Annotated in this window: 23 protein-coding genes; 8 read left to right on the forward strand and 15 right to left on the reverse strand. The window is 48.0% G+C overall.

The window, feature by feature from the left end; all coding sequences use genetic code 11:
• Positions 1-156: 156 nt before the first annotated feature.
• The 7 genes from M0415_RS12560 to rplU form a co-directional block, all read right to left on the reverse strand.
• Positions 157-570 (reverse strand): DUF3718 domain-containing protein, encoded by a 414-nt coding sequence (locus M0415_RS12560; protein ID WP_011621696.1) that lies wholly within the window; start codon positions 568-570, stop codon positions 157-159.
• Between the two features lie 202 nt (positions 571-772).
• Complete coding sequence (gene folA, locus M0415_RS12565) at positions 773-1,255, reverse strand: type 3 dihydrofolate reductase (protein ID WP_086902727.1); 483 nt, start codon at positions 1,253-1,255, stop codon at positions 773-775.
• A 22-nt stretch (positions 1,256-1,277) separates the two neighbouring features.
• On the reverse strand, positions 1,278-1,751 hold the full coding sequence (locus M0415_RS12570; RefSeq protein ID WP_011621694.1) for a threonine/serine exporter family protein: 474 nt from the start codon (positions 1,749-1,751) through the stop codon (positions 1,278-1,280).
• Positions 1,748-2,509 (reverse strand): threonine/serine exporter family protein, encoded by a 762-nt coding sequence (locus M0415_RS12575; RefSeq protein WP_249556080.1) that lies wholly within the window; start codon positions 2,507-2,509, stop codon positions 1,748-1,750. The genes M0415_RS12570 and M0415_RS12575 overlap by 4 nt, the downstream gene beginning before the upstream one ends.
• Before the next feature lie 27 nt (positions 2,510-2,536).
• Positions 2,537-3,703, reverse strand: coding sequence for an Obg family GTPase CgtA (gene cgtA, locus M0415_RS12580; protein ID WP_011621692.1), 1,167 nt, complete (start codon positions 3,701-3,703; stop codon positions 2,537-2,539).
• A gap of 212 nt (positions 3,704-3,915) precedes the next feature.
• Complete coding sequence (rpmA, locus tag M0415_RS12585) at positions 3,916-4,170, reverse strand: 50S ribosomal protein L27 (protein ID WP_007650346.1); 255 nt, start codon at positions 4,168-4,170, stop codon at positions 3,916-3,918.
• Positions 4,171-4,184: 14 nt separating this feature from the next.
• Positions 4,185-4,496, reverse strand: coding sequence for a 50S ribosomal protein L21 (gene rplU / locus M0415_RS12590; RefSeq protein WP_011073451.1), 312 nt, complete (start codon positions 4,494-4,496; stop codon positions 4,185-4,187).
• Between the two features lie 273 nt (positions 4,497-4,769).
• Between rplU and ispB the strand changes: the two genes are divergently transcribed.
• Positions 4,770-5,741: an octaprenyl diphosphate synthase gene (gene ispB, locus M0415_RS12595; protein WP_041413124.1), complete on the forward strand. Its 972-nt coding sequence runs from the start codon at positions 4,770-4,772 to the stop codon at positions 5,739-5,741.
• Between the two features lie 76 nt (positions 5,742-5,817).
• Here the strand turns inward: ispB and ung are convergent, their stop codons facing one another.
• Both ung and M0415_RS12605 read right to left on the reverse strand, forming a co-directional pair.
• The gene (gene ung / locus M0415_RS12600; RefSeq protein WP_088210352.1) at positions 5,818-6,483 is read right to left on the reverse strand and encodes a uracil-DNA glycosylase; all 666 of its coding nucleotides are present in this window, start codon (positions 6,481-6,483) and stop codon (positions 5,818-5,820) included.
• A gap of 283 nt (positions 6,484-6,766) precedes the next feature.
• A complete protein-coding gene (locus M0415_RS12605) occupies positions 6,767-7,201 on the reverse strand; it encodes a hypothetical protein (RefSeq protein WP_249556081.1) in 435 nt (144 codons plus the stop codon).
• Positions 7,202-7,596: 395 nt separating this feature from the next.
• Here M0415_RS12605 and M0415_RS12610 point away from each other — a divergent pair, with 395 nt between their 5' ends.
• Positions 7,597-7,908 carry a DUF3144 domain-containing protein gene (locus tag M0415_RS12610; protein WP_220053708.1) on the forward strand — a complete coding sequence of 104 codons (312 nt, stop codon included), beginning with the start codon at positions 7,597-7,599 and terminating at the stop codon, positions 7,906-7,908.
• Between the two features lie 120 nt (positions 7,909-8,028).
• Here M0415_RS12610 and M0415_RS12615 read toward each other — a convergent pair whose 3' ends face one another.
• Together M0415_RS12615 and M0415_RS12620 are read right to left on the reverse strand one after the other, a co-directional pair.
• Entirely contained in the window at positions 8,029-8,643 is a 615-nt protein-coding gene (locus tag M0415_RS12615) for a LysE family translocator (RefSeq protein ID WP_011621685.1), read from the reverse strand.
• An 86-nt stretch (positions 8,644-8,729) separates the two neighbouring features.
• The gene (locus M0415_RS12620; protein ID WP_249556082.1) at positions 8,730-10,280 is read right to left on the reverse strand and encodes a S10 family peptidase; all 1,551 of its coding nucleotides are present in this window, start codon (positions 10,278-10,280) and stop codon (positions 8,730-8,732) included.
• 203 nt (positions 10,281-10,483) lie between these two features.
• Between M0415_RS12620 and M0415_RS12625 the strand changes: the two genes are divergently transcribed.
• From M0415_RS12625 to M0415_RS12650, 6 genes are all read left to right on the forward strand, one after another.
• The gene (locus M0415_RS12625; RefSeq protein WP_023269049.1) at positions 10,484-11,029 is read left to right on the forward strand and encodes a thioredoxin family protein; all 546 of its coding nucleotides are present in this window, start codon (positions 10,484-10,486) and stop codon (positions 11,027-11,029) included.
• A 511-nt stretch (positions 11,030-11,540) separates the two neighbouring features.
• Positions 11,541-13,004: a sigma-54 interaction domain-containing protein gene (locus tag M0415_RS12630; RefSeq protein ID WP_249556083.1), complete on the forward strand. Its 1,464-nt coding sequence runs from the start codon at positions 11,541-11,543 to the stop codon at positions 13,002-13,004.
• A 163-nt stretch (positions 13,005-13,167) separates the two neighbouring features.
• The gene (ccoG, locus tag M0415_RS12635; protein WP_249556084.1) at positions 13,168-14,601 is read left to right on the forward strand and encodes a cytochrome c oxidase accessory protein CcoG; all 1,434 of its coding nucleotides are present in this window, start codon (positions 13,168-13,170) and stop codon (positions 14,599-14,601) included.
• A 341-nt stretch (positions 14,602-14,942) separates the two neighbouring features.
• Complete coding sequence (locus M0415_RS12640) at positions 14,943-15,167, forward strand: ParD-like family protein (protein WP_011621680.1); 225 nt, start codon at positions 14,943-14,945, stop codon at positions 15,165-15,167.
• Positions 15,160-15,942, forward strand: a complete 783-nt coding sequence (gene map / locus M0415_RS12645) for a type I methionyl aminopeptidase (RefSeq protein ID WP_249556085.1) — start codon at positions 15,160-15,162, stop codon at positions 15,940-15,942. Before M0415_RS12640 ends, map begins: the two co-directional genes overlap by 8 nt.
• Before the next feature lie 236 nt (positions 15,943-16,178).
• A complete protein-coding gene (locus tag M0415_RS12650) occupies positions 16,179-17,783 on the forward strand; it encodes a long-chain-fatty-acid--CoA ligase (protein ID WP_249556086.1) in 1,605 nt (534 codons plus the stop codon).
• A gap of 102 nt (positions 17,784-17,885) precedes the next feature.
• Here M0415_RS12650 and M0415_RS12655 read toward each other — a convergent pair whose 3' ends face one another.
• The 4 genes from M0415_RS12655 to M0415_RS12670 form a co-directional block, all read right to left on the reverse strand.
• Positions 17,886-19,673, reverse strand: a complete 1,788-nt coding sequence (locus M0415_RS12655) for an ABC transporter ATP-binding protein/permease (RefSeq protein WP_249556087.1) — start codon at positions 19,671-19,673, stop codon at positions 17,886-17,888.
• 334 nt (positions 19,674-20,007) lie between these two features.
• Entirely contained in the window at positions 20,008-20,565 is a 558-nt protein-coding gene (gene hutZ / locus M0415_RS12660; protein WP_249556088.1) for a heme utilization protein HutZ, read from the reverse strand.
• 30 nt (positions 20,566-20,595) lie between these two features.
• Positions 20,596-21,150 carry a heme utilization cystosolic carrier protein HutX gene (hutX, locus tag M0415_RS12665; RefSeq protein WP_249556089.1) on the reverse strand — a complete coding sequence of 185 codons (555 nt, stop codon included), beginning with the start codon at positions 21,148-21,150 and terminating at the stop codon, positions 20,596-20,598.
• 21 nt (positions 21,151-21,171) lie between these two features.
• Complete coding sequence (locus M0415_RS12670) at positions 21,172-23,259, reverse strand: TonB-dependent hemoglobin/transferrin/lactoferrin family receptor (RefSeq protein ID WP_249556090.1); 2,088 nt, start codon at positions 23,257-23,259, stop codon at positions 21,172-21,174.
• Between the last annotated feature and the right edge of the window lie 2 nt (positions 23,260-23,261).

A 23,261-nucleotide genomic window follows, 5' to 3' on the forward strand; every position in this document is an offset into this window, starting at 1 on the left:
CTCAAACTCGGCAGTCAATATCCAACGCAATATCAATACAGGATATTTGGCAAAAACTAACAAACGACGCCCATAAAAAATGCCGAACTCAGTTCGGCATTTTAAGCATCATTCTTTCCTTGTGTTAAAGCACACTAAAAATGATAGAACAGATGATTACTCTTCTTCACCGCCGGCAGCAGCGCCTAAACGCTCTTTCACTGCAGCAGTGATAGGGCTAGCACCGTGACCATTTGCTTCGGCCCACGCTTGAATCGTCATGCCATCGGCTTCTGGTACGCTCAGTTCGTTAACTGATAGACGTTTAGCCACAAACTCACCGGCATCATTCGCATTCGCGGCATAGGCAGTACGCAACAAGCTTTGACCATCACAGCTAATCCCGCTGTACACTTGGCGTAACTTAACACGGCTTTCTTTTAGTTTTTTACGTAGACGGTTTTTATCGTTCGCTTTTACGTAATCACAAATACTCGCGACAAGTGGATCAGCTTCGGCTTTTGCCGTGGTTGGCACAGAAACATAGCTAAATCCGATTAGTGCAGCCAAAGCTACAGGCATAAGACGCATCCGATACTCCTTAATACTTTCTTATAGTTTTATTATGTTTTATATGGGCTGCGTCTATCTCTAGCGGATATTGGCCTCCTAGGAGTCATTAGTGTCGAAGCCGTAAAATACCGCTATCTCAACTAAGTCAGGCCTATCGGATCTAATACCTTAGACATATTGACAATCCATACGCACAGGGTACACAACAGAACAACGTAATTTAACATTTTTTTGCCAAATTGATAAAGCGATATTCCAGCCCATCAGCATTTATACTAGTGAGCGATTCGGTTTCTTGCCATTTATCGCTATCCCATGCGGGGAAAAAGGTATCGCCTTCAACCTCTAAGCTAATTTGCGTCAGGTAGAGCCTGTCGGCTTGAGGTAATAATTGTTGATACAATTGCCCCCCACCGATAACGACTAACTCTTCACACTCGCCCGCCGCCAGTTTAGCGTCTTCAAATGAGGTCACGCAGGTCACACCTTCAATCTGCAAATCCGCTTGGCGGGAAATCACAATGTTGTGGCGTCCTGGAAGGGGTCTACCAATGGATTCAAAGGTTTTACGCCCCATCACCACAGGCTTGCCTAAGGTCATGGCTTTAAAGTGGCGTAAATCTTCGGGCAGATGCCATGGCATTTTATTGTCTTTTCCGATGACTCGATTATTTGCCATCGCGGCTATCATAGCAATGCGCATGGGCACTCCTTTGGTATTGTTTTTATTGAATAACAGGGCGGGTTCTAAAATACAACAGACTCGGTAAAGCAAGGCCCACCGACAGTGCGCCTAAGATAAACACGGTTTTTAAGCCGTTACTGATCACTTGTCCGGTCAGCTCTTGGCTGACCTGCGACTGCGCAGTTAATTGCACTAGGGCTATTACGGTATTAAAGGCGTAGGTGCCAGGGATCATCGGGATAATCGCCGCAACGGCATACATCAAGGGCGGCGCGAGGTGACGCTTGGCAAAGCCGATAGTGATAGTCCCCACTAGAGCCGCGGCGGCAAAGGTCGCCCATTCGATAGGCAAGCCAAATTGCAACATTAGCGTGCGTGAGCTATGCCCTATGGCGCCTGCAAGCGCGCAGTAGGGTAAGAAACGTTTCGGCACGTTAAACACCATGGCAAAGCCTACAGCGGGAATTGCCGAGAAAAAGGCATCGTGCAATAGCGTCCACAGTAAGGCGATCATAGGAAGATCCCCCCTAGCTGCATCGCAATGGTGATACCAATAACGGATGACACCGTAAGCAAGGTGGCATGACCCCAGCGGGAAATCCCCACGTTCATATGGCCTTTGACCATATCAGAAATCGCATTGATCATCGGAAAACCCGGCACCAACATCAACACACTGGCCGCCATGGCCGCCTGCGGGGTCTCACTCAAGTTAAACACATAACCCGTCTGCGCCAATAAGCTAGTGACAAATGCCGTCACCGCAAAATTAACCAGCAAATTAAAATGCCGTTTGGCGATTGCAAGGCGCACCGACATCCCCACTGCTGAGGCAAAAAAGGTGATGGTTGATGCGGCGACATCGCCATTAAATAGATGACAGAAGCTTGCGCAGGACAGGCCTATCATCAAGATCACAAGATACGGCGGGTAGGTCTTAGGTTCAATCCGCGCTAGGCGTTTACGCACTTCGTTGGGACCATAGAGACCTTTTTCAGTCAATAAACAGATGCGCTGCAACTCGCAGACTATGGTCATATTGATTCCATGCTCGCGGATCCGACGCGTCGTCGTGATACAGCGACCATGCACTAAACTGGTTAACACGAGGGAATTAGAGGAGATGGAAAGCTCAACACTTGCCAATCCTAAGGCCTGACCTAGGCGCTGACTGATTTCTTCAACTAAATCAGATTCAGCACCGTAGGCCAGTAGCAGTTGTGCGACACGCACAACCTGCCGAGTAATATCATTTTGAGTATCTGCGTACACGGGACTCTCAAAACTTAGATAGGGATATTATCTTTGGTAGATCACTTCTACATCGTAGTCGTCATCATCAAAGTCATCGTCGAATTCATCGTCATAGTCTTCATTGATCGCATCAATGTTGGCTTGATGATAATTGTCCCACTTGAACTCAACCTCTGCGTCTGGGTTCGCATCTTTATCTTCCGGTGGAAGACTTTGGATGAAGTCCAGCAGCTTGGTGGCTAATTCTTTAGTGCCATCACGGCTATAGGCTGAAATGGTATAAACATCACCTTCCCAACCTAATTCTTTAACTACGCGAGCGACCTTCTCTTTCAGCTCATCTTCGAGCAGCAGATCCGCCTTGTTAAAGACTAACCAACGAGGCTTGCTTGCCAATTTTGGCGAATATTTTTCAAGTTCACCGACGATCGCACGGGCAGAATCCACAGGATCTGTACCATCAATTGGCTCGATATCGATTATATGCAACAAAATACGGCAACGTTCTAAATGCTTCAGGAAGCGAATACCTAAACCTGCACCTTCTGCCGCGCCTTCGATCAAACCAGGAATATCGGCGATCACAAAGCTTTGACCAGGGCGAGGGTTAACCACACCGAGGTTAGGCACTAACGTCGTGAAGGGGTAATCGGCAACCTTTGGTGTTGCACGAGATACCGCGCGAATAAAAGTCGATTTACCCGCGTTAGGCATACCCAGCAAGCCTACGTCGGCTAACAACAGCAGCTCTAATTTCAGGCTACGGACTTCCCCCGGAGTACCTAAGGTCTTCTGACGTGGCGCACGGTTAGTACTGCTCTTAAAGCGCGTGTTGCCTAAGCCGTGGAATCCACCTTTAGCCACTAATAGCTTTTGGCCATGGGTGGTTAAATCGCCGAGGACTTCTTCGGTTTCATCATCAATAGCACGCGTACCCACAGGCACTTTTAAAATCAAATCTTTACCGCTATGGCCGGTACAGTCACGGCCACGGCCGTTTTCACCGCGCTCAGCCATGTGAAAACGTTCAAATCGGTATTCAATCAGGGTGTTGTGGTTTTCATCGGCCTGCAGATAGACACTGCCACCATCGCCACCATCACCACCATCAGGACCACCATCGGGGATATATTTTTCGCGTCTGAAACTCACACAACCGCTACCGCCGTCGCCTGCTTCGACCCTAATTACTGCCTCATCGACAAACTTCATACTTACTCCTGGCATCACTGAATGAAGGAATTATACCGTTTAACTTCATCGGTCGCCAAAAAACTCGAGATACTTGCTCCCAATCTTACCAGCCAACGCCCTCAATTTGATAAAGATTTACCAAACTCACCAGAAACGCAGGTAAATAGAAGCATAAAAAACAGAAAGCCCCACCAATGGCGGGGCTTTACAGTATAAGCTAGACTCGAAAATTAAGCTTCGATGCTAATAAACTTACGGTTATTAGGACCTTTAACTTCGAATTTTACTTTACCGTCAGTCAGAGCAAACAGAGTGTGGTCACGACCAATACCCACGTTTACACCAGCGTGGAATTTAGTACCACGTTGACGAACGATAATGTTACCAGCTAGAACTGATTCACCGCCAAAGCGCTTAACACCAAGACGTTTACTTTCTGAATCACGGCCGTTACGAGTAGAACCGCCAGCTTTTTTATGTGCCATGAGTTAGACTCCTATTATGCGTTGATAGCAGTAATTTTAACTTCGGTGAACCACTGACGGTGGCCCAACTTCTTGTCGTGGTGCTTACGACGACGGAACTTAACGATAGTTACTTTCTCGCCACGACCATGACTTACTACTTCAGCAACGACTTTACCGCCAGCTACTAAAGGAGCACCAACGTGCACTTTTTCACCGTCAGCGATCAGTAATACTTGATCGAATTCAACAGTTGAACCAGTAGCAACTTCTAATTTTTCTAAACGAACTGTGTGGCCTGGGGCTACACGGTGTTGTTTACCACCACTTTGAAAAACAGCGTACATAGCTATTTTACTCCGATATTCCTAACACGCTGGCTCACACTATGGGAGGCAGGGTGCTACAAAAACTTTATTGACAATGGGCGCGGAGTTTACGCGAAGAATCCTTATCTGGCAAGCCCTAATTAGGAAAGAATAAAAAAAGGCCGGAATAACTCGCACATTAGTAGTGTGAGTACTGTCATATGTCGGAATTTTAGGTAAAATTCATTCTATATAACACGTGAGCCTAAAATAGAGGCCGGGTACGTAATGGCCCCACAACCAGAGTCTATTATGGATTTAAACGCTATTCGTCAACTGGCTGACACTGATATGCAAGCAGTCAATCAGCTGATCTATAAACAGCTGGAGTCAGATGTCGCCCTGATAAACCAGTTAGGTTTCTACATTATTAATGGTGGTGGTAAACGTCTTCGTCCTTTACTGTCCGTCCTCGCAGCACGCGCCGTCGACTACCAAGGTGAAGCCCACCTTAAGCTTGCCGCGATTATTGAATTTATTCATACCGCCTCATTATTGCACGATGATGTGGTCGATGAATCGACCCTCAGACGCGGCCGCGAAACCGCCAACGCTCTCTTTGGTAACAGCGCCAGTGTATTAGTGGGTGACTTCCTTTATACCCGCTCATTCCAAATGATGACCGAACTCGACAGCATGCGCGTACTGCGTGTATTAGCCGATACCACCAACGTATTGGCCGAGGGGGAAGTATTGCAGTTAATGAACTGTAATGACCCTAATACCACAGAAGAAAGCTATATGCGGGTGATTTATTGCAAGACAGCTAAGCTATTCGAAGCCGCCACCTTACTGGCCGCCGTATTAGCTGGCGCCACTCCTGAGCAAGAGGCCGCATTAGGCGACTATGGTAAGTATTTAGGTACTGCCTTCCAGTTAACAGATGATTTGCTTGACTACACCGCCGACAGTGAAGAGTTAGGTAAAAACATCGGTGATGACCTCGCCGAAGGTAAGCCGACCTTACCGCTGATCTATGCCATTGCCCATGGCACAGAAGAAGAACAGCAACTCATTCGTCAAGCGATTGAGCAAGGTGATGGTACCCATGCCATTGAAAAAATTGTTGCCGCTCTGCATCACTGCGGCGCGCTCACTTACACTCAGCAAAAAGCCATTGAAGAATCCAACAAGGCGATTGCGGCATTGGCGGTATTACCCGACAGTGATTTCAAAACCGCATTAATTTCGCTGGCAAAAATCTCCGTTGACCGCAACCACTAATTGGCTGCGATAAACCAATAAAAAGGCCTTGCTTAGCAAGGCCTTTTTATTTTTAGCGTTCTTTATCAAAGTGAACTTAAACCTGCCATTGGATCGGTGCTTCGCCCCTTGCCATCAGCAGTTGGTTCACTTTAGAGAAATGCCCACAACCAAAGAAGCCGCGATAAGCTGAGAGCGGTGACGGATGCGGCCCCGACAAAATTTGATGCTGTGGCGCAGTAATCACCGCCCCTTTTTTGATGGCATGGCTGCCCCAGAGTACGAAAATAATCGGCTGCTCCTGCGCATTAAGCAGCTTTAATGCCTCAGTGGTAAAAGTTTCCCAGCCCGCATTGGCGTGTGAATGAGCTTGCCCCTGCTCCACCGTCAGCACGGTATTGAGCATTAAGATCCCCTGCTCCGCCCATTGGGTTAAATCGCCATGGTTAGGGATTTGGAAACCGGGAATATCGTTCACTAACTCTTTATACATATTGGCCAGCGATGGTGGCGGTTTAATGCCTCGTTTAACCGAGAAACACAGGCCGTGGGCTTGGTCGGGACCATGGTAGGGATCTTGGCCGATAAGTACCACACGCACCTTTTCCAAGGGAGTTGTCTTAAAGGCGTTGAACACATCCTCCTTGGGGGGATAAATCACCTTACCCGACGCACGCTCTTGATTCACAAATGCAATCAACTGCTGGTAATAGGGTTGAGCACGTTGATAATCGATAAATTCCTGCCAAGTTGCCACAGTCACAATCTTTTCCTCTGGTTAGAATGCCGTTAGCTTAAAAGTGATAGCGTAACATGACAAGCCAACTCAGGTTTTTATTCCCTAGTCTTGAGATATCTCAAGCATATTATGACCTAAATCCATCGCCGCCCTTTAGCACAAGGCAATCGATTACTATCAAAAGGCGCCCCTTATCGCGAAAGCGCAATCGAGCAAAGCAGAGTGCTGTTCCTAGACGCTTTGACTCGCATATAGATCTGATAAGCATCAACTACATTGATAGGGGCGTTTGTGCAAACAATCCTTGTTAATCTCGACCACGGTGACCATGACCACGGTCGTCATCCCAATCTTTGCGGCGCTCATGTTTGTCGTAATGCTTGTGGTGATGCTTATCCTGTTTATAGGTGCGGTAGCGAGGGACATATTCGTCACGATACCAGCCATCTTGCACAAAATAGACCGGACGACCACAGGCACCGTAGGAGGCACAATAGCGTCCCCATTTTTTCGCATGACCTGGCGGTACATGCAGATAGATAGGTTCATACACGACCCGCGACTGCTCGATGATGATAGGCTGTTCGTAAATCACCTGTGGACGAGGAAAATTACCAATATTGATCTGACCGTAAAAGTTTGGATCGCCGATGTTAATCGACACTCCGACATCTGCCGCAATGGCCGAAGATGAAGCTGCAGCGAGTAGTAAGGCTGACAGAGTAAGTTTAATTGCTTTCATGGCGGTTCTCCTGTTGATGGAAGCAGTATGCGAGTGGCTAACTGAACAGAAGATGAATCCTCACAGGAGGCTAAATCGGATATTATTCCCCTCACATTGCCATGTAGAGGTTTTACTTCGGCAGACTATCTACATCCCAAATCGATAAGGATCCAAACCACGATGACGGAACTGATACGCATCTGCTTCTTTGAGCGAACAACACTTAACCAATTGATAAAAATTACAATATCGCCAAACCAACCTTCAAACCAACTGCAATTAAGCGATGGATAACCTACTTAGTATTGAGCTAACGACAACAGATACAGATCCCAATAGTTAAGCGTTAACGATTCCTTCTGGCCGAATTTAGGATAGAATCGCCCACCAATAAATTATTTTGAGTAAGCGCTATGACTGATACCAGCAACACCACGATTTTTGAACTTGCCGATCAATTTATTGCCTTAGCCAATCAGCTAAGCCAGCAGGAAGGTGATGTCGGTAAAGTCGGCACGGCCCTGCGTTTTGCCGCGGCCCGTTTTAACGCCTTTGAAGCCGCGATTAAATCTGCCGATTTAGGCGCAGAAAAAGACAACGCGCTCGACTGGTTTAGCGCCGAATACCGCGAAATGCTAAACGACAACCTAGACGACCATATCGCCAATCCACCCGTTATGCAGGAAGAAGCAGTGGATGATTCGGTACAAATCTTTAAAGGCTGATGATGCGCTAAACGCCAAGCATCGTCTGCCAAAATCCCATAAAAAACGCCATCCTAGGATGGCGTTTTTTTATATCTGAACACTTATCTCTTCGCATTGTTCTAAACGCATTGCAATACGTTAGAGGGTATACACCACGCGTATCGCGAGCAGGATCAGCACCACGCCAGAAAGTTTATCAATAAGCCCTGCTTTTTCCCGCAACTTAGGCAATACGCTCGAATGGGACAGCAGTAAGGCAATCAAAGTATACCAAAGCCCATCAACCACCAAAGGCGTTAACACGATAAGCGCTTGACCCGTCAAGCTATCGGCCACCATCACAAACTGACTAAACAGCGCTAAAAAGAACAACATAATCTTAGGATTGAACAGGGAAATCGCGATACCATCGCGCGCCGCAGTGAGCGTATCCGTCGCCTCCCCCGCCGCAAGTTTTGCCTGCATGCCTCCGTTTGAGCGCAATGCTTGGATCCCCATCCATGCGAGATAGAGCGCGCCTAAAATCGCGATCCCATTAAAAATCAACGGCGCTTTTTTCAATACAACGGCTAGACCGAGTAACGTCACTAACGCATAAATGCCAATACCAATCGAGTGCGCCCAAGCGCAAACGATCCCCTTGCCGCGACCACCGCCCAAGGTATGACGCACAACCATGGCCAAACTCGGCCCGGGAGACATAGCGCCCAAGCAACAAATCGCCAACAGCCCTAACCAAGTACTAAAGCTCATTTTTAACCCTTTAAAGCATAAAAAGGCCCTCTATAGGGCCTTCACAGGAGTGGCAGTTTAACACTGGCCAAACAATACGGTCACTCTCATTTAGCCGCGTTAGGATGATAAAAAGTGCGGATATCTTGTACCAGTTGCGCAAGCGATGCGGGCTCTATATACATCATGTGGCCTGCCTTGTAGTAATGCATAGTGACGCGGCTATTATCTATACCATTATCGGCAAAGGTATTTTCAGTCGCAAAGAAGGGCGTCGCAAAATCGAAATAACCGTTACCGACAAAAATGCGCAGGTCTTTATTCTCGCGCTGCGCCTGCCCTAAATAGGGCGCCACATTCACATAATGCATTTGCTTACCGCTGATATTCCAGTTCCAGCCACGGTTAACATCGGTGGAGAGCACGTTGAAGGGGCGCGATAATTTAACCCCTAAATCCTCATACAGATATTGGTGAATAGCCGCCGTATAAGCACCATCGATACCATATCCTGACGGGTCGTTATCAGTCGAGTCACCACCACTGTCGTAATCTTTGCCGGTGTAGCGGCTGTCTAATCGCCCGACGGTCAAATCCTGATCCCTGAGCAATTCCTTGGTATAGCGACTCGCACTCACCCGCAAATTCACTCGGTCGAGGTAAGACTCACTCAAGCCGGTAAAACGCGCCAACTGTTTGCGTACACTCTGATAATCGCTTTGCGCCAAACGGCTGCCCTGCAATAGGGCTAAGGCGTAATCTTTAATTGCGAATTGACGCGCCTGTTCGATAAACGCTTCGAGCCCCAAGGCCTTGTCGGCCTCGCTGACTTTATTGTGATAAAACGCGGTTGCCGCCATGGTTGGTAAAAAACCAATGTAGGGTTGGTTATTACCCGGTTGATAGCGGGCGTGGCTAAAGTCGAGAATCGATGAAATCAGCATCACGCCATTGACCGAGATATCGGTCCAACCGCCTTGGAGCTCATCCACTAATGCCGCGGCTCGCGTCGTACCATAGCTTTCACCCGCAAGATATTTAGGTGAATTCCAACGCTTATGTTCAATCAACCAACGGCGCATAAACTCAGCAATCGATTGGGCATCTTCTTTCACGCCCCAAAAATCGGCGCCTTTCTTCTCTCCGAGAGCGCGGCTAAAACCCGTGCCCACAGGGTCGATAAACACTAAGTCAGACTCATCGAGTAATGAGTAATCGTTGGCTTCTATCCGATAAGGCGCCGCACCATCATCTTTAGCATCACCTGGCACAATCACACGTTTTGGCCCAAAGAGCCCCATGTGCAGCCACAGCGAGGCAGAACCTGGGCCACCGTTAAAAATAAACGTGACCGGGCGTTTACTGCTGTCCTGCACATCATCCCGTAAATACGTAATAGAGAAGATGCTGGCCTGAGGCTCTCCCTTATCATCCTCTAAAATGGTCTCACCACTGATGGCTTGATAACTGATCTTCTGATTTTGAATCGTCATTCTATGCTTAGTGGTCACCACCTCTGGCACTAGCTTATCCACTTTGGCATCGCTTTTTTTAGCTGGCTCGGCATGGCCGACCATGGATACAGTGAATAACAAGGGCAGCAACACACTTACCCATATCAGCCTTGAGGGCGATTGCTTCTCTGTTAGCGCTCGCATCAATTATTCTTCCCTTCTGTAGTGGTTATTTTGTGATCTTTTTATTGGAGCACCAGCTTACAAAGACTGTGCACTCGGCGCAAAAGCACAATTGCAACCGAATGCGTCAAAGGTTTAATCGGCTTTTAAAGCATAAATTCACGCAGATTTAAGCTGTTAACCGCTAAGATAGATTGGATTATTGGAAACTCATGTAGGCATCTATGGGCACTATCACTCTTATCAGTCTGGTCATTCTCGCATTACTTGTGGGCGCGATTGGCCTGTTAATCTGGCAACGCAGCAAAGGTAAATGCATTCCACTGGCAGTAATTTTTGTGTTGGGATTTTTCGCCGTCGGCCTAGGCGGAATTATCGGTTTTGTACATAAAGGCGAAGATTATCAAGCCTATCAAAAGCTGCAGTGGCACACGCTGGCCCCTGAAAAAATCGCGCCACTGGTCGCCGATGGCTACACAGTGTTTGTGGATATCACCTCTGACTGGTGTAGCATTTGCCAAACCAACAAGGCTGAAGTCACGCATAGGGAACAAGTGGTGAATGCGCTGATGGCCGACAAGGTTATATTGATGCAGGGAAATTGGAGCGAAGCCGATTCCACCATTGCGGGTTATATGAAGCATGAAGGCGTACCGGGCACACCTTACAATAAGGTTTATGGCCCAAGGGCGCCTAACGGCATAGTGCTGCCTTCAACACTCACCATAGAGGCCGTGCTTAATGGCTTAGCTCAGGCAAAAGCACTGTAAGCGGTTTACTTGGCTTAAACTTCAAAAACAAAGCTTTAAGATTCAAACACTCGCGCAATAAAAAAGGCTGCATCGCAGCCTTTTTGCACACTTCAAATCAGTAGAAAGCAATTTTCCGGAAAGGTGGGCAGAAAATCACTCCGTACTCTTAACAACCGTCTAACCCCAAAACGCTATTTGACTCGCTCGTTCACTCACACCGTACTTCAATAAACATCCCCAAGTTGCCGTGAATTCCCAGTATTAAGGGCGAGCCTGCTTTGTTCAGGTCAACTTAGCCAAAGATATTTGTGAAACATTTTTATAACAATTTACTCTTTTACGCCAGCACTAAATACAACTTTCGAACGATTAAAATATAAGCTCTTTATTATCAACAAGTTAATGGTCAGACCTCTAAACATATCTCTAAACCATTCAATTCAAGCATTACTGAATAACTCACGATATATCGCGACACGACTCAAGGGGTTATACTCTGGGCACTCATTCGTATTAAGGAATCAACGGAATGACCTCAACACAGCCCGCCGCAATGCCCTTAGATAAACATTTTCTGCCCGAAAATCAGTTACTGCTTAATGCCGTGGGTGAAGGTATTTATGGGTTTGATTTAAATGGTAATGCTGTCTTTATCAATCCTGCCGCCGAGCGCATGACGGGCTGGAAAAATGAAGAATTACTCGGCAAAAATATCCATAATTGCCATCATCATAGCCACGCGGATGGCAGTCATTATCCGCAGGAAGATTGCCCCATCTACAATACGTTAAAAGATGGGATAGCAAGGGAAATTACCCACGATGTGTTCTGGCGTAAGGATGGCAGCAGCTTTCCAGTGCATTACAGCTCTACGCCCGTCTATCGGGATAACAAGCTTATCGGGGTGGTCGCGATATTTCGCGATATTAGTATTCAGAAACAAACCGAGCAGTCGCTACGCCAAGCTTTGGCGCAGGTTCAGGCTCTATCGGAGCAACTTGCCAGCGAGAATCACTATCTCCAAGCCGAGTTAGCCGATAAGACCGGCGATGTGGATATTTCGGGCACTAGCGCGGTGATCCGCCATATGATCCAGCAACTGCATATGGTGGCCAATACCGACAGTACCGTGTTGATTTGTGGCGAGAATGGCACAGGCAAAGAACTGGTTGCCCGCAACTTGCATCAACTGAGTCGCCGTAAAGATAAACCCATGATCAGTGTTAACTGCGCGGCGTTTTCAGCATCACTGCTAGAGAGTGAGTTGTTTGGCCATGAGAAAGGCGCCTTTACCGGTGCGACTCAGCAACGCAAGGGCCGCTTCGAGCTCGCCCATCAAGGCACACTGTTTCTCGATGAGGTGGCCGAATTAAGTTTGGAGGCGCAATCTAAGTTACTGCGGGTGATCCAAGAGCAATCCTTTGAACGACTCGGCGGCAGCGAAACCATCAAGGTCGATATTCGCTTAGTCGCCGCCAGCCACCATGATTTACTCAAGCGCGTTGAACAGGGCTTATTCAGGATGGATCTCTATTACCGCTTGAATGTCTTCCCTATTCAAGTGCCGCCGCTGAGGGCAAGGCTTGAAGATATGCCCGAGCTTGTCAGCCACATTTTGCATTCCCTAAACCGCAAACTCGGTAAGAAACTGCGCGGCGTAAGCCAAAAAGGTCTGCAAAAACTGATGGCCTACAGCTGGCCTGGCAATGTGCGCGAATTACAGAATATCCTCGAACGGGAGGCCATTTTATCCCAAACGGATATTTTACAAATCCATGCCATGCCTACGCATCACCTACAGACTCAAACCGCGGCTTCGCCGTTACAAACCTTGGCCGAGGCGGAAGCGCAACATATAGAGCAAACATTAAAGCAGCTCAACTGGCGTATTTCGGGCCCCAATGGGGCGGCTAATGTGCTCGGCGTCCCGCCAAGTACACTCAGATCGCGGATGAAGAAACTCGGGATTACACGCCAAACCCCTGCAAAATAATAGCCTTAAAAAACGCGATATATCGCCAATTAGCGATGTATCGTGACACCAGCCAAATCGCAATCCAATTTAATCATTAAATATCAATACGTTAAAACGCAAAACTCTTGGCCTAACGCTTGCTATAGGGAGCCGAATCTTATTTAAGCCGTTAGGACAGCATATGCCCAAGAGTGACACCCTACAGAGTGAGAACGCCAAACGCCCCTCTGCCGAGCAATTTATCCCCGTAAAAAATATCCAGGCGGACGATAAGCCAGCACATAAAAGCAGTGGCCAGATTCATTTCCGTGAGCAGAAGGGCTATTTTCAACGCCTGAGAACCACAATGAATAGCCTATTAGTGCTGCTGTTTTTTGTCCTGCCCTTTATTTCCTTTGATGGTCGGCAAGCAATATTGCTGGATGTGAGTCAGCAACAGTTCTTCTTTTTTGGCCTCACGCTCTGGCCACAGGATTTCACCTTACTCGCTTGGGTGTTTATTGCCGCCGCCTTTGGATTGTTTTTCATCACAGTGTTTTGGGGGCGCGTCTGGTGTGGCTATCTTTGCCCGCAAACCGCGTGGACTTTTATGTTTGTCTGGCTCGAGAGCCGGATTGAGGGCAACAGCAACAAACGTAAATTGCTCGATAAGGCGCCATGGTCAGCCAATAAACTCGGTAAAAGAAGTCTCAAACACGGTCTGTGGGGATTAGCCGCCTTAATTACCGGCTGTGGATTTATTGGTTATTTCATTCCCGCCCGCGAACTCTACTTGGATATTTTTACCGGCAACGCTGGCTTTTGGACGACCTGCTGGGTATGGTTTTTCGCCATTTGTACCTACTTAAATGCAGGCTGGATGCGCGAGCAAATGTGCTTACACTGCTGCCCCTATGCGCGTTTTCAGGCCGTCATGTTCGATGCCAACACCAAAACCGTGACCTATGATGCCGCACGCGGCGAAGCGCGCGGTCCACGTAAACGCAAACAACAGACTGAACTCGGTGATTGTGTTGACTGTAACTTATGTGTCGAAGTTTGCCCGACGGGAATTGATATTCGCCAAGGCCTCCAATACGAATGCATTAACTGCGGCGCCTGTGTCGATGCTTGTAATGAAACCATGCAAAAATTCGACTACAAACAAAATCTAATTAGCTATGTCAGCGAGAATGAATTAAAGGGCATAGCCCATTCCAACTGGCGCTCGCCACGCTTTTTAGGTTACGGCGCCGCAGTTGTCATTATGTTGGTTGTGATAGGTTTAGATCTTTCTAGTCGCAGTGAAATTCAGCTTAACGTCATTCGCGACAGGCAAAGCCTGTACCGCGAAACCGCCGATAACAAAGTTGAAAATACCTACCAGTTGAAGATCCGTAATAAGACTCAGCAAACCAAGCAATATCAACTCGCGGTCAACAGCGAAATGCCCTTCAGCTTAATTGCCGATCCTGTCATTACTCTCGCTCCAGGCGAGCAGTCGGATTATCCCGTGACAGTATTAGCCGATAAGGATGCAATCCCAACGGGGCGCAAAATTATCGAATTCTCGGTAACGGATGTCAGCAAACCTGAACAAAGCGTTAGCCAAGAAACTGGCTTCTTTAGCCCTTAGCGTAATGCGCTAGTGTGCTCGCCAATAAACGAACACACTGCATGACTGTTAGTCACTTCTATTAATGATGCCCGTTGGATCACTGTGGTTCGCCGGGCTTTTTTGTTCACCTTATTTCGTTAAATCAGCTAAATAGCCTCAACTCGCGCCGCACAAATATGAAGTACGTCAATTCAACACCATTGCCTCCTAACCACTTATCTTGCGCCTGTATTGCGTTTGCGGTTACTGCTTAGAAGAGACTCGGCTGTCATTTTTGCAAACCAATGTCGATTTATCATTGACGAACCACAATACAGATCGAATACAATAAACATACAAAACATATATAAAGTATATTTATGGGCATAGTTAAAATTTCCGAAGAACTGCATGATGAGCTGAGAAAAGCCAGTTCGGTCATGTCACGTTCAATCAACTCACAGGCGGAATTCTGGATAAGGATCGGGATGCTGGCAGAGTTGCATCCACAACTCTCTTTTAATCAGTTAGTCGCCGATTTGATGAAATCTGCGGACGTGAACCTAGCTAACGTGACCCAAGTAAAGGAAATGGCCGATGAATAATCAGGTGAAGATAAAATCTGCCAAAGAAATTGCACTGATGCGCCGTGCGGGGCAATTACTAGCTCAAGTATTTCAAATGCTTGATACCTATGTCCGGCCCGGCATCAGCACCATGGACATCAACGATACGGTCGAAGCCTTTATCGTCAATGAGCTAAAATCGCGTCCCGCCAGTAAAGGTCAGTATGGCTATCAATATGTGCTGAATTCGTCCATTAACGAAGTGGTCTGCCATGGTGTGCCCTCAGCGAATGAGGTCATCAAAAGCACAGATATCATTAACTTAGATATTACCCTCGAGAAAGACGGCTATATTGCCGACTCCAGTAAAATGTATGTGATGCCACAGGCACCCGCCGAAGCGAAGAAGCTGGCCGATGTTACTTATCTTGCCATGTGGCAGGGGATCAAACAGGTAAAACCTAGGGCGACTCTAGGCGATATTGGCCATGCGATTCAACAATATGCCCAATCCTTTGGTTATAGCATAGTCAAAGATTACTGCGGCCATGGGATAGGTCAAGAAATGCATGAAGAGCCGCAAGTCCTTCACTATGGAAAGCCGAATCAAGGCCTTAAGCTCAAAGCGGGCATGGTGTTTACCATTGAGCCCATGGTGAATCAGGGCACAGAAAAGATAAAGCTCAAAAAAGATGGTTGGACGGTTGTTACCCGCGATAAAAAACTCTCGGCGCAATCGGAACATACGATACTTGTTACCCCCACGGGATACGAAGTGCTCACCCTACGCCATGATGAGCAATCTCCCCGCTAATTTCGACGCTAACTCTCGCTTTTTCATCTCAAATTCAGCTGTGCTGTAGTAAATTTGCACTGCAGTTCACCGCCCTTCATTAGAGTAAAAATTCTATTTTTACAATTGGATAGCTGTGCAAATTGCTACAATAATTTAACGATAAACGTTGACCTGACAGGTTGAATCCTTCTAATCTAAACACTCGTTTGATTTTAAAATAATAACAACGATAAACCTATTTGAGGTAGTTAGGCATGGCATACGATCAAGAGTCACAACTCGAACTTGGCAAATACTCATCACTCATAGACTTAATCGAACGCACTAGCCAACGCTTTGGTGATAAAACGGCATATGCTTGTTTGGGGAAAACCAGCAGCTTCAATGACATAGAACGCGATTCACGCTATTTTGCCGCCTATTTGCAGAATAACACTAACCTAAAACCCGGCGATCGAATCGCGATTCAATTACCCAATATTACCCAGTTCGTTATCGCCGCCTATGGTGCGCTGCGGGCGGGACTTATCCTCGTCAACACTAACCCGCTCTACACCGAAAGAGAGCTTATTCATCAGTTTAATGACTCTGGTGCTAAGGCCTTAGTGGTGCTGTCGGATCTATTGCCAACCCTCGCCAAAGTGGTTGCGACCACACCAATTGAATTGGTGATTTCGACCCACCAGTTAGATCTTATCGACCCACAAGTTCAGCCCAAAACGGGGCTTAAAAATGTCGAATTCTGCCAAGTGCTAAAACAAGGGGCTGAACTGCCCTTTAGCCGTTTTGTCCCTGCCGCAGGGGACTTAGCGGCGCTGCAATATACAGGTGGTACTACGGGCCTCTCCAAGGGAGCCATGCTGACCCACGGTAATATGCTCGCCAATGCGGCGCAGGTAAAATCCCGTATTGGCAGTGTTATCACCGAAGGCGAAGATATTTTTGTCGCGCCACTGCCGATTTACCATATCTACGCCTTTATGGTGAACTTAGTACTGTATTTTGAATGTGGTGGTTGCTCGGTATTAATCCCCAATCCCCGTGATATTAGTGGCTTAATCAAGACACTGGCGAAATACCCTTTTACCGGTTTTGCAGGGCTTAACACCCTCTTTGTCGCTTTGTGTCATCAGCCCGAATTTAAGGCGCTGGATTTCAGTCATTTAAAAATCACGATTTCGGGCGGTACAGCACTCACCGCTGCCGCTGCCAATATCTGGCAGCAAACCACGGGCAATACCATCAGTGAAGGTTACGGGTTATCCGAAACCTCACCGGTAATTTCACTCAATGCCCCCGGATATCAGAAGATTGGCACTATCGGTAAGCCCGTACTCGGCACTGAGGTCAAACTGTTAGACGAAAACGGCAATGAAGTCGCGCAAGGGGAAGCGGGTGAACTCGCCGCCCGTGGGCCACAAGTGATGCGAGGTTATTGGAATAATCCCCAAGAAACGGCCAATGTGATGACTGCCGATGGTTTCTTTAAAACCGGGGATATTGCGATTTTGAACGAGGAAGGATTCCACCAAATCGTTGACCGCAAAAAGGATATGATTATTGTCTCCGGCTTTAACGTCTATCCGAATGAGGTCGAAAACGTGCTCGCCAGCCATCCAAATATCATTGAATGTGCCGTGGTTGGCGTAAAGGATGAACACTCAGGAGAAGCGGTCAAAGCCTTTGTTGTGCTAAAAGATGACAGCCAAGATCATGAGCAGATGAAAACCGCTATTCTTAACTTCTGCCGCGAGCAACTCACGGCCTACAAGCTACCCAAGTTGATTGAATTTATGCCGCAGCTACCTAAAAGTACCGTGGGTAAAATTCTACGCAGAGAACTGAAACATCAGGCTTAAACTTACCTAAACATCAGTGATGTGTGAGCAGTCTGAAATCCAAAATAAAACCCCAGAGCAACACTCTGGGGTTTTATTTACATGACATTCCCCATTCAAACCTTACTCGCTCAGCGCACTCACTTCATCCGTGAGTAGCTGCAAACTGGCAAACTCACGATATAGAGCATTGGTTTGTATAAGAGTTTGATGCTTACCACTGGCGACGATACGCCCTTTATCGAACACGATAATTCGGTCCGCATTGATCACAGTGGCGAGGCGATGGGCGATGATAAGCGTGGTTTTCCCCTTCATCAATTCATCGAGTGCCTGCTTCACTTTTTGCTCGCTTAAGGCATCGAGCGCACTGGTCGCCTCGTCGAGCAGCAAGATAGGCCTGTCGGCTAAAATGGCCCTCGCAATGGCGATACGCTGCTTTTGACCACCGGATAAGCGCACGCCACGTTCACCCAAATAGGTTTGATAACCTTCACTAAACTCACTGATAAACTCATGGGCACGGGCTGCGATACAGGCATCTATCACCTCCTGCTCGCTGGTATCGACGCGGCCATAGCGCACATTCTCTAGCACACTGGTGGCAAAAATCACTGAGTCCTGCGGCACAAGCGCAAACTGTGCCCGCAAATCCTTTGGTGAAAGCTCAGCAATATCAATCCTATCCAAATGAATGCTGCCCGAAGACGGCACATAAAACCGCTGCAATAACTGAAATAAGGTACTCTTGCCGGCCCCACTCGGCCCGACCAAGGCCACCCGCTCGCCCGCGGTTATCGTTAGATCTAAGTCACTGAGCACTAACTGAGTTTGCTCGGGATAATGGAAGTTCAGTTGTTGCAGTTGCAGCTCGCCACGCACTTTCGCGGGCAGCGTTTTAGGCACCTGTGGCGCAGGAATATCGACCTCAGTTTCGGCCAGTTCGATTAAGCGCTCGGCGGCGCCCGAGGCGCGTTGGATTTCACCCACGACTTCACTAATGGTGGCGACGGCACCTGCCACCATCACGGCATAAAACATAAAGGCCGAGAGTTCGCCGCCCGTCATCTTACCTGACATCACATCGTGGGCGCCGACCCAAGTCACAGATGCTATGGCGGCAATACTTAAAAACATCACGGAGGAAATCAACATGGCGCGGTAACGAATGCGACCACTGGCGGCGGTCATCACATCTTCGACGCGGCCATTGAACAAACTGCGGTCCTTATCCTCATGACCATAGGCTTGCACTGTGTGGATTTCATGTAAGGTTTCATCCACATAGGCACCCAAATCCGCCACCCTATCTTGACTCTCCCGCGCTAAGGTTCGCACTTTTCGGCCAAAGAAACCGACAGGCCCTAGCACCAAAGGCACGGCCAGTAGCACCAGCAGCGTCATCTTCACGCTAGTGATCCCCATCATCGCCAGCCCGCCGATCACAGTCACAGCGGAACGCAGCGCCATCGACAGACTCGAGCCGACCACGGTTTGCAGCAGAGTCGAGTCGGCGGTGAAGCGCGAAATCACCTCACCGGTACGCACCTTGGCATAGAAGGCAGGAGACAGCTTCAGCAGTTGATTGTAAACCGTCAGCCTTATATCGGCGCTGACCCGCTCGCCGAGCCAAGTCATCAGATAAAAACGGCAAAACACCGCAGTGCCACTCACAGCGGTGATCAGCAGCACCAACAGAATAATTTCATTGAGGCGCTGGGCGTTATCCTTAATAAAACCTTCGTCCACCATCAGCCGCACGCCTTGCCCGAGGGATAGCCAGGCCAAGGAGCCAATCAACAGAAATACAATCGCCGCCACCACCCGCAGGCGATAGGGCTTAAGAAATTGCCAAATCCAGGGCAATACCGCCCGTTGGCGAATCGAAGAATTAGCAGCGTTGTGAGACATAGTGGACTCTGATAATGATCGTGGGGGAAGTGTACTCGATTCTGTAGGCTCAGTTAGCGGTTTGTTCACTATTGATATCCTTAGGCTTTATATGCCCATCAACCTTAACATATGCGAGTATTAACAGAGCATACCCGAAAGCCTTAAGGATAAACAAAGTGACTTTCGCAAGGCATAGATATACTGCGGGCAATAACAAAGAATGAAGGCATAACGAAATATCTCGAGGAATATAACAATAAACCCGCCTAGATAGCGGGTTTATGCTTGCGCCTTGAGTCGGTCAAGCTCAAGGCGCTGATTCTCAAAACAGAAATGTTTAAGCTAAAGTCACTTAAGCTACCTGCATATCTTCGGGCGCTTTAGGTGTGCCATGGTGCCCATCACGCTTCCAGTTGACATCGAGTAATTCGCTGCCTGTCAGACTAAAGGCTTGGCCAAAACCTTTCACATACAATCCCTGATGGGGCGCTAACTTATACAGATTAAAGTCCATCAGTGCCGCGAGGTTATCGGACATGTCGCCAAAGCGTGTTGATAACAGGCTGACTCCCTTACTAAAGGTGGGCGTATCCCGCTCAACCGCTTGAGCGATTGCATCGAAAGTGAGGCGTTTACGGGCGAATACCGACTTAGCTTCGGCTTCATCCTCCACCAGCATGACAGACACTTTGGTCGACTGCTTAAGATTGTGGCCATGACGTGCTAAGTCACTCACTAAGATGTAAAAACCATCGTCAGCTAAGGCAAACGGGGCGTAACTGGCATTGGGTTGCCCATCCATATCGACTGTTGCGAGCTGCAAAGTATGGCGCTGTTGTTTAAAGGCCTCAATTTCGGGTAACAGTTTGTCCCTTAAACGTTGTTCTTGCTCGGAGATTTCAGGCTTCATATTGGATACCTTAATAAATTATATCGATGACTATTGAGTGGCAAAGGTGCTCGCTAGCGTTTTAAAACGGCGAACTTGCTCAGGAAAAAGCACTCTTTGCTTGTCTCGTCCTAAATAAACTTTGAATACCACCTCGCCTTGAGGGCCAAAAAAGTTAATCGAATGGCTCTCACTGCCCCTAAAGGGTCTACTGATTAACGCGATCGCTCGCATGTTATCCAGCTTGAGATGGCCATGAAGGCCATCGCCTTTGCTGTAGAGGTTGTAATATCCATGGGCAAATTTCCCTTGGGGAAAATCACCTTTAAATTCAAAAACGCTGCCCGAGAGCATCACTATCGTGGTCAGAGGTCCCCACTCGGGTAAGCTCTGCAGCAGTTCGTCGATTTGTGTCAAAGGTAGAAACACCCGCTGCGCTTGCGGCAGTGCCGCGACCACATCAAGCTCGGCAATCCCTAATTCACTCGCCAGTTGTGCAGGCATTAAATCGGGCTGGCTGACAAAGCGCTGCCTTAACATGGACTGCGAGTCGGCATCAGTGTGATGGCTCGGGTGGCTGATTTCAGTGTCGATTGTCTGTGTCATTTGCATCTCCTAAAGCTGGGCCTAGAACATATAACGTGCTGACAACTTCATATTGCGACCAGGTTGATACAGGGTCTGCCATGCCTGCTGGTATTTCTCGTCACCAATGTTTTCGATGGCGAAGTCGACTCTCAGGCCAGACATAGCCCCCATCGCTGGCTCCCAAGCGAGGTACACATCCCACAGGGTGTAGTCGTCATACTTAGCCACGCGATAACCTTCGGGCGTATTGGATTGGCTGGCGACATAGGTCACTCGGGTGCCGAGTTTCATATCGCCTTCCATGATGCCTTGGGATAGATCGACGTTAAACTTATTGGCGGGCATACCCTCGATATAGTCGCCAGTCTTACGGTCTTCACCTCGGGTCTGACCGTAATTCATCGCCAGCCGTGTTTGCCCAATGCGATAACGGCCGCTCAGCTCAAATCCAGTTAATTGCGCATCTTCCACGTTATTCCATGAGGTGGTTTGCTCAAATCCTGGGATCCCCATTAACGGATTGGAGACTTGCTGAACGATAAAATCGTCCACATCGTTACGGAAGATGTTTAAGGTGAAAGCCAGCTCATCATCTCCAGCTAAGTCGTTGAAACGAAAATCGGCTTTCAGTTCTTTATTGCGGGCGACTTCAGACTTTAAGTTAGGATTCGTCGCAAAGGTATTACACAGACCTTGGGGTAAAAATCCGGGGATCGGCGGAATGCAATAATGGGTACCAGTAGAAAACATTTCCTCAACCGTTGGCGCACGGAAAGCCTGATCATATCGTGCACTTAAGGTCAGCCACTGCTGAGTCTGCCAGCTCAAACCCAGCGAAGGCGATAACTCATTGTCATCCGCGGAGGCATTGAGGTTGTGACTCTCGTTTTTGAAGCTGTCATAACGTAAGGCGGCGTCGAGATTGACGGTTTGCGTCAATTGAATATCGGCACGGGTAAAGGCGCCCCACACTGTGGTCTCACCATCGATATCCCCTGGACGCTGCCCCACTTGGCCCCTATCGTCTCTAACGGTTTTAAGGGTATCGCGATAACCATCGACACCATAGGTCAGCTTAGTATTGCCAAGTTGCGAACTGTTGTTGAGATTGATGCCAATGGTGCGGTATTCGGTGCTATCGAATTGACCTTTTGTCACTCGGTCTTCGTCATAATCCGTGCTATTCCAATAGACCTGCACTTTAGTGTCCAAATACGGATTATTTGCCGGCGCCAAGCTGTAATTAAGGGTAACGTTTTGATCGTCCGTTTTGCGGCGCACTAAAGGCACTGAACTGCTCACCGCAGCGGAAGGATTACTCGGCACGAGTTCATTAATCTTGTTTACTCTTGCCGATAACTCTAAGCGTGAAGCCTCATCGGCTTGCCATCCAAACTTAGCCAAACCACTGCTCCCCAAAGAAGCACTGTTCGCTAAGGTTTCGTCATTACCCGTATTGATATTATTGGAGTCGAAGTAAGATCCATTGATTAACCAATCAATAGTATCTTGTTGACCATACACGGCAGCGCTGGTTTTAGTGCGGTCGCCATTAGTGTCATACCCTTGCTTTAGATAGCCACCAAAGGTTTCGTTAGGAGCCAAGAAGTCTTGAGCCGATTTAGTATTCTGCGCCACCACACCACCGATAGCACCACTGCCCCAGAGGCTACTAGCAGGACCGCGAATCACCTCAATTGATTTGAGTAATTCTGGATCCATAAAGTAAGAACCACGGTGACCAGAACTGGTATTTTGCCTTGCACCATCAATGGTTTGTAATACACGATCGCCGCTTAAGCCACGGATCTCAACCCCTTGAGACGTCGCTCTTGGGCCATTGGTTAAAGTGATGTTAGCTTCATTCTTTAGCGCTTCGGCAACCGATGATGCCTGAGCCACATTGAGCTGCTCTTCACTCACAACGGCAACACTGCGGCTAGTTTGGGAGACTTTTTCACTCAAACGTGTTGCGCTGACTAATACTTCATCAAACTCAGTCTCGGCTAATCCCGGTTTCTTTTCCTTTTGCTGCGCAGTCACACCTTCTTCAGCCGCTAACGTGAAGCTTAGCGCCGTAGTCGTTAATGCGATCGCAATGGCGATAACTAACGGCTTCTTTTGCATGG

The sequence above is a fragment of the Shewanella sp. 10B genome, from assembly GCF_023475885.1.
GTDB lineage: Bacteria > Pseudomonadota > Gammaproteobacteria > Enterobacterales > Shewanellaceae > Shewanella > Shewanella mangrovisoli.

Excerpts from the sequence above, each read along its gene's own strand:
- cgtA (WP_011621692.1), bottom strand. The coding sequence starts at position 3,703 with ATGAAGTTTGTCGATGAGGCAGTAATTAGGGTCGAAGCAGGCGACGGC.
- ispB (WP_041413124.1), top strand. The coding sequence starts at position 4,770 with ATGGATTTAAACGCTATTCGTCAACTGGCTGACACTGATATGCAAGCA.
- M0415_RS12640 (WP_011621680.1), top strand. The coding sequence starts at position 14,943 with ATGGGCATAGTTAAAATTTCCGAAGAACTGCATGATGAGCTGAGAAAA.
- M0415_RS12570 (WP_011621694.1), bottom strand. The coding sequence starts at position 1,751 with ATGATCGCCTTACTGTGGACGCTATTGCACGATGCCTTTTTCTCGGCA.
- M0415_RS12610 (WP_220053708.1), top strand. The coding sequence starts at position 7,597 with ATGACTGATACCAGCAACACCACGATTTTTGAACTTGCCGATCAATTT.
- hutX (WP_249556089.1), bottom strand. The coding sequence starts at position 21,150 with ATGACACAGACAATCGACACTGAAATCAGCCACCCGAGCCATCACACT.
- hutZ (WP_249556088.1), bottom strand. The coding sequence starts at position 20,565 with ATGAAGCCTGAAATCTCCGAGCAAGAACAACGTTTAAGGGACAAACTG.
- M0415_RS12670 (WP_249556090.1), bottom strand. The coding sequence starts at position 23,259 with ATGCAAAAGAAGCCGTTAGTTATCGCCATTGCGATCGCATTAACGACT.
- M0415_RS12650 (WP_249556086.1), top strand. The coding sequence starts at position 16,179 with ATGGCATACGATCAAGAGTCACAACTCGAACTTGGCAAATACTCATCA.
- M0415_RS12620 (WP_249556082.1), bottom strand. The coding sequence starts at position 10,280 with ATGCGAGCGCTAACAGAGAAGCAATCGCCCTCAAGGCTGATATGGGTA.
- rpmA (WP_007650346.1), bottom strand. The coding sequence starts at position 4,170 with ATGGCACATAAAAAAGCTGGCGGTTCTACTCGTAACGGCCGTGATTCA.
- M0415_RS12605 (WP_249556081.1), bottom strand. The coding sequence starts at position 7,201 with ATGAAAGCAATTAAACTTACTCTGTCAGCCTTACTACTCGCTGCAGCT.
- M0415_RS12615 (WP_011621685.1), bottom strand. The coding sequence starts at position 8,643 with ATGAGCTTTAGTACTTGGTTAGGGCTGTTGGCGATTTGTTGCTTGGGC.
- M0415_RS12630 (WP_249556083.1), top strand. The coding sequence starts at position 11,541 with ATGACCTCAACACAGCCCGCCGCAATGCCCTTAGATAAACATTTTCTG.
- folA (WP_086902727.1), bottom strand. The coding sequence starts at position 1,255 with ATGCGCATTGCTATGATAGCCGCGATGGCAAATAATCGAGTCATCGGA.
- rplU (WP_011073451.1), bottom strand. The coding sequence starts at position 4,496 with ATGTACGCTGTTTTTCAAAGTGGTGGTAAACAACACCGTGTAGCCCCA.
- ccoG (WP_249556084.1), top strand. The coding sequence starts at position 13,168 with ATGCCCAAGAGTGACACCCTACAGAGTGAGAACGCCAAACGCCCCTCT.
- M0415_RS12655 (WP_249556087.1), bottom strand. The coding sequence starts at position 19,673 with ATGTCTCACAACGCTGCTAATTCTTCGATTCGCCAACGGGCGGTATTG.
- M0415_RS12625 (WP_023269049.1), top strand. The coding sequence starts at position 10,484 with ATGGGCACTATCACTCTTATCAGTCTGGTCATTCTCGCATTACTTGTG.
- map (WP_249556085.1), top strand. The coding sequence starts at position 15,160 with ATGAATAATCAGGTGAAGATAAAATCTGCCAAAGAAATTGCACTGATG.
- M0415_RS12560 (WP_011621696.1), bottom strand. The coding sequence starts at position 570 with ATGCGTCTTATGCCTGTAGCTTTGGCTGCACTAATCGGATTTAGCTAT.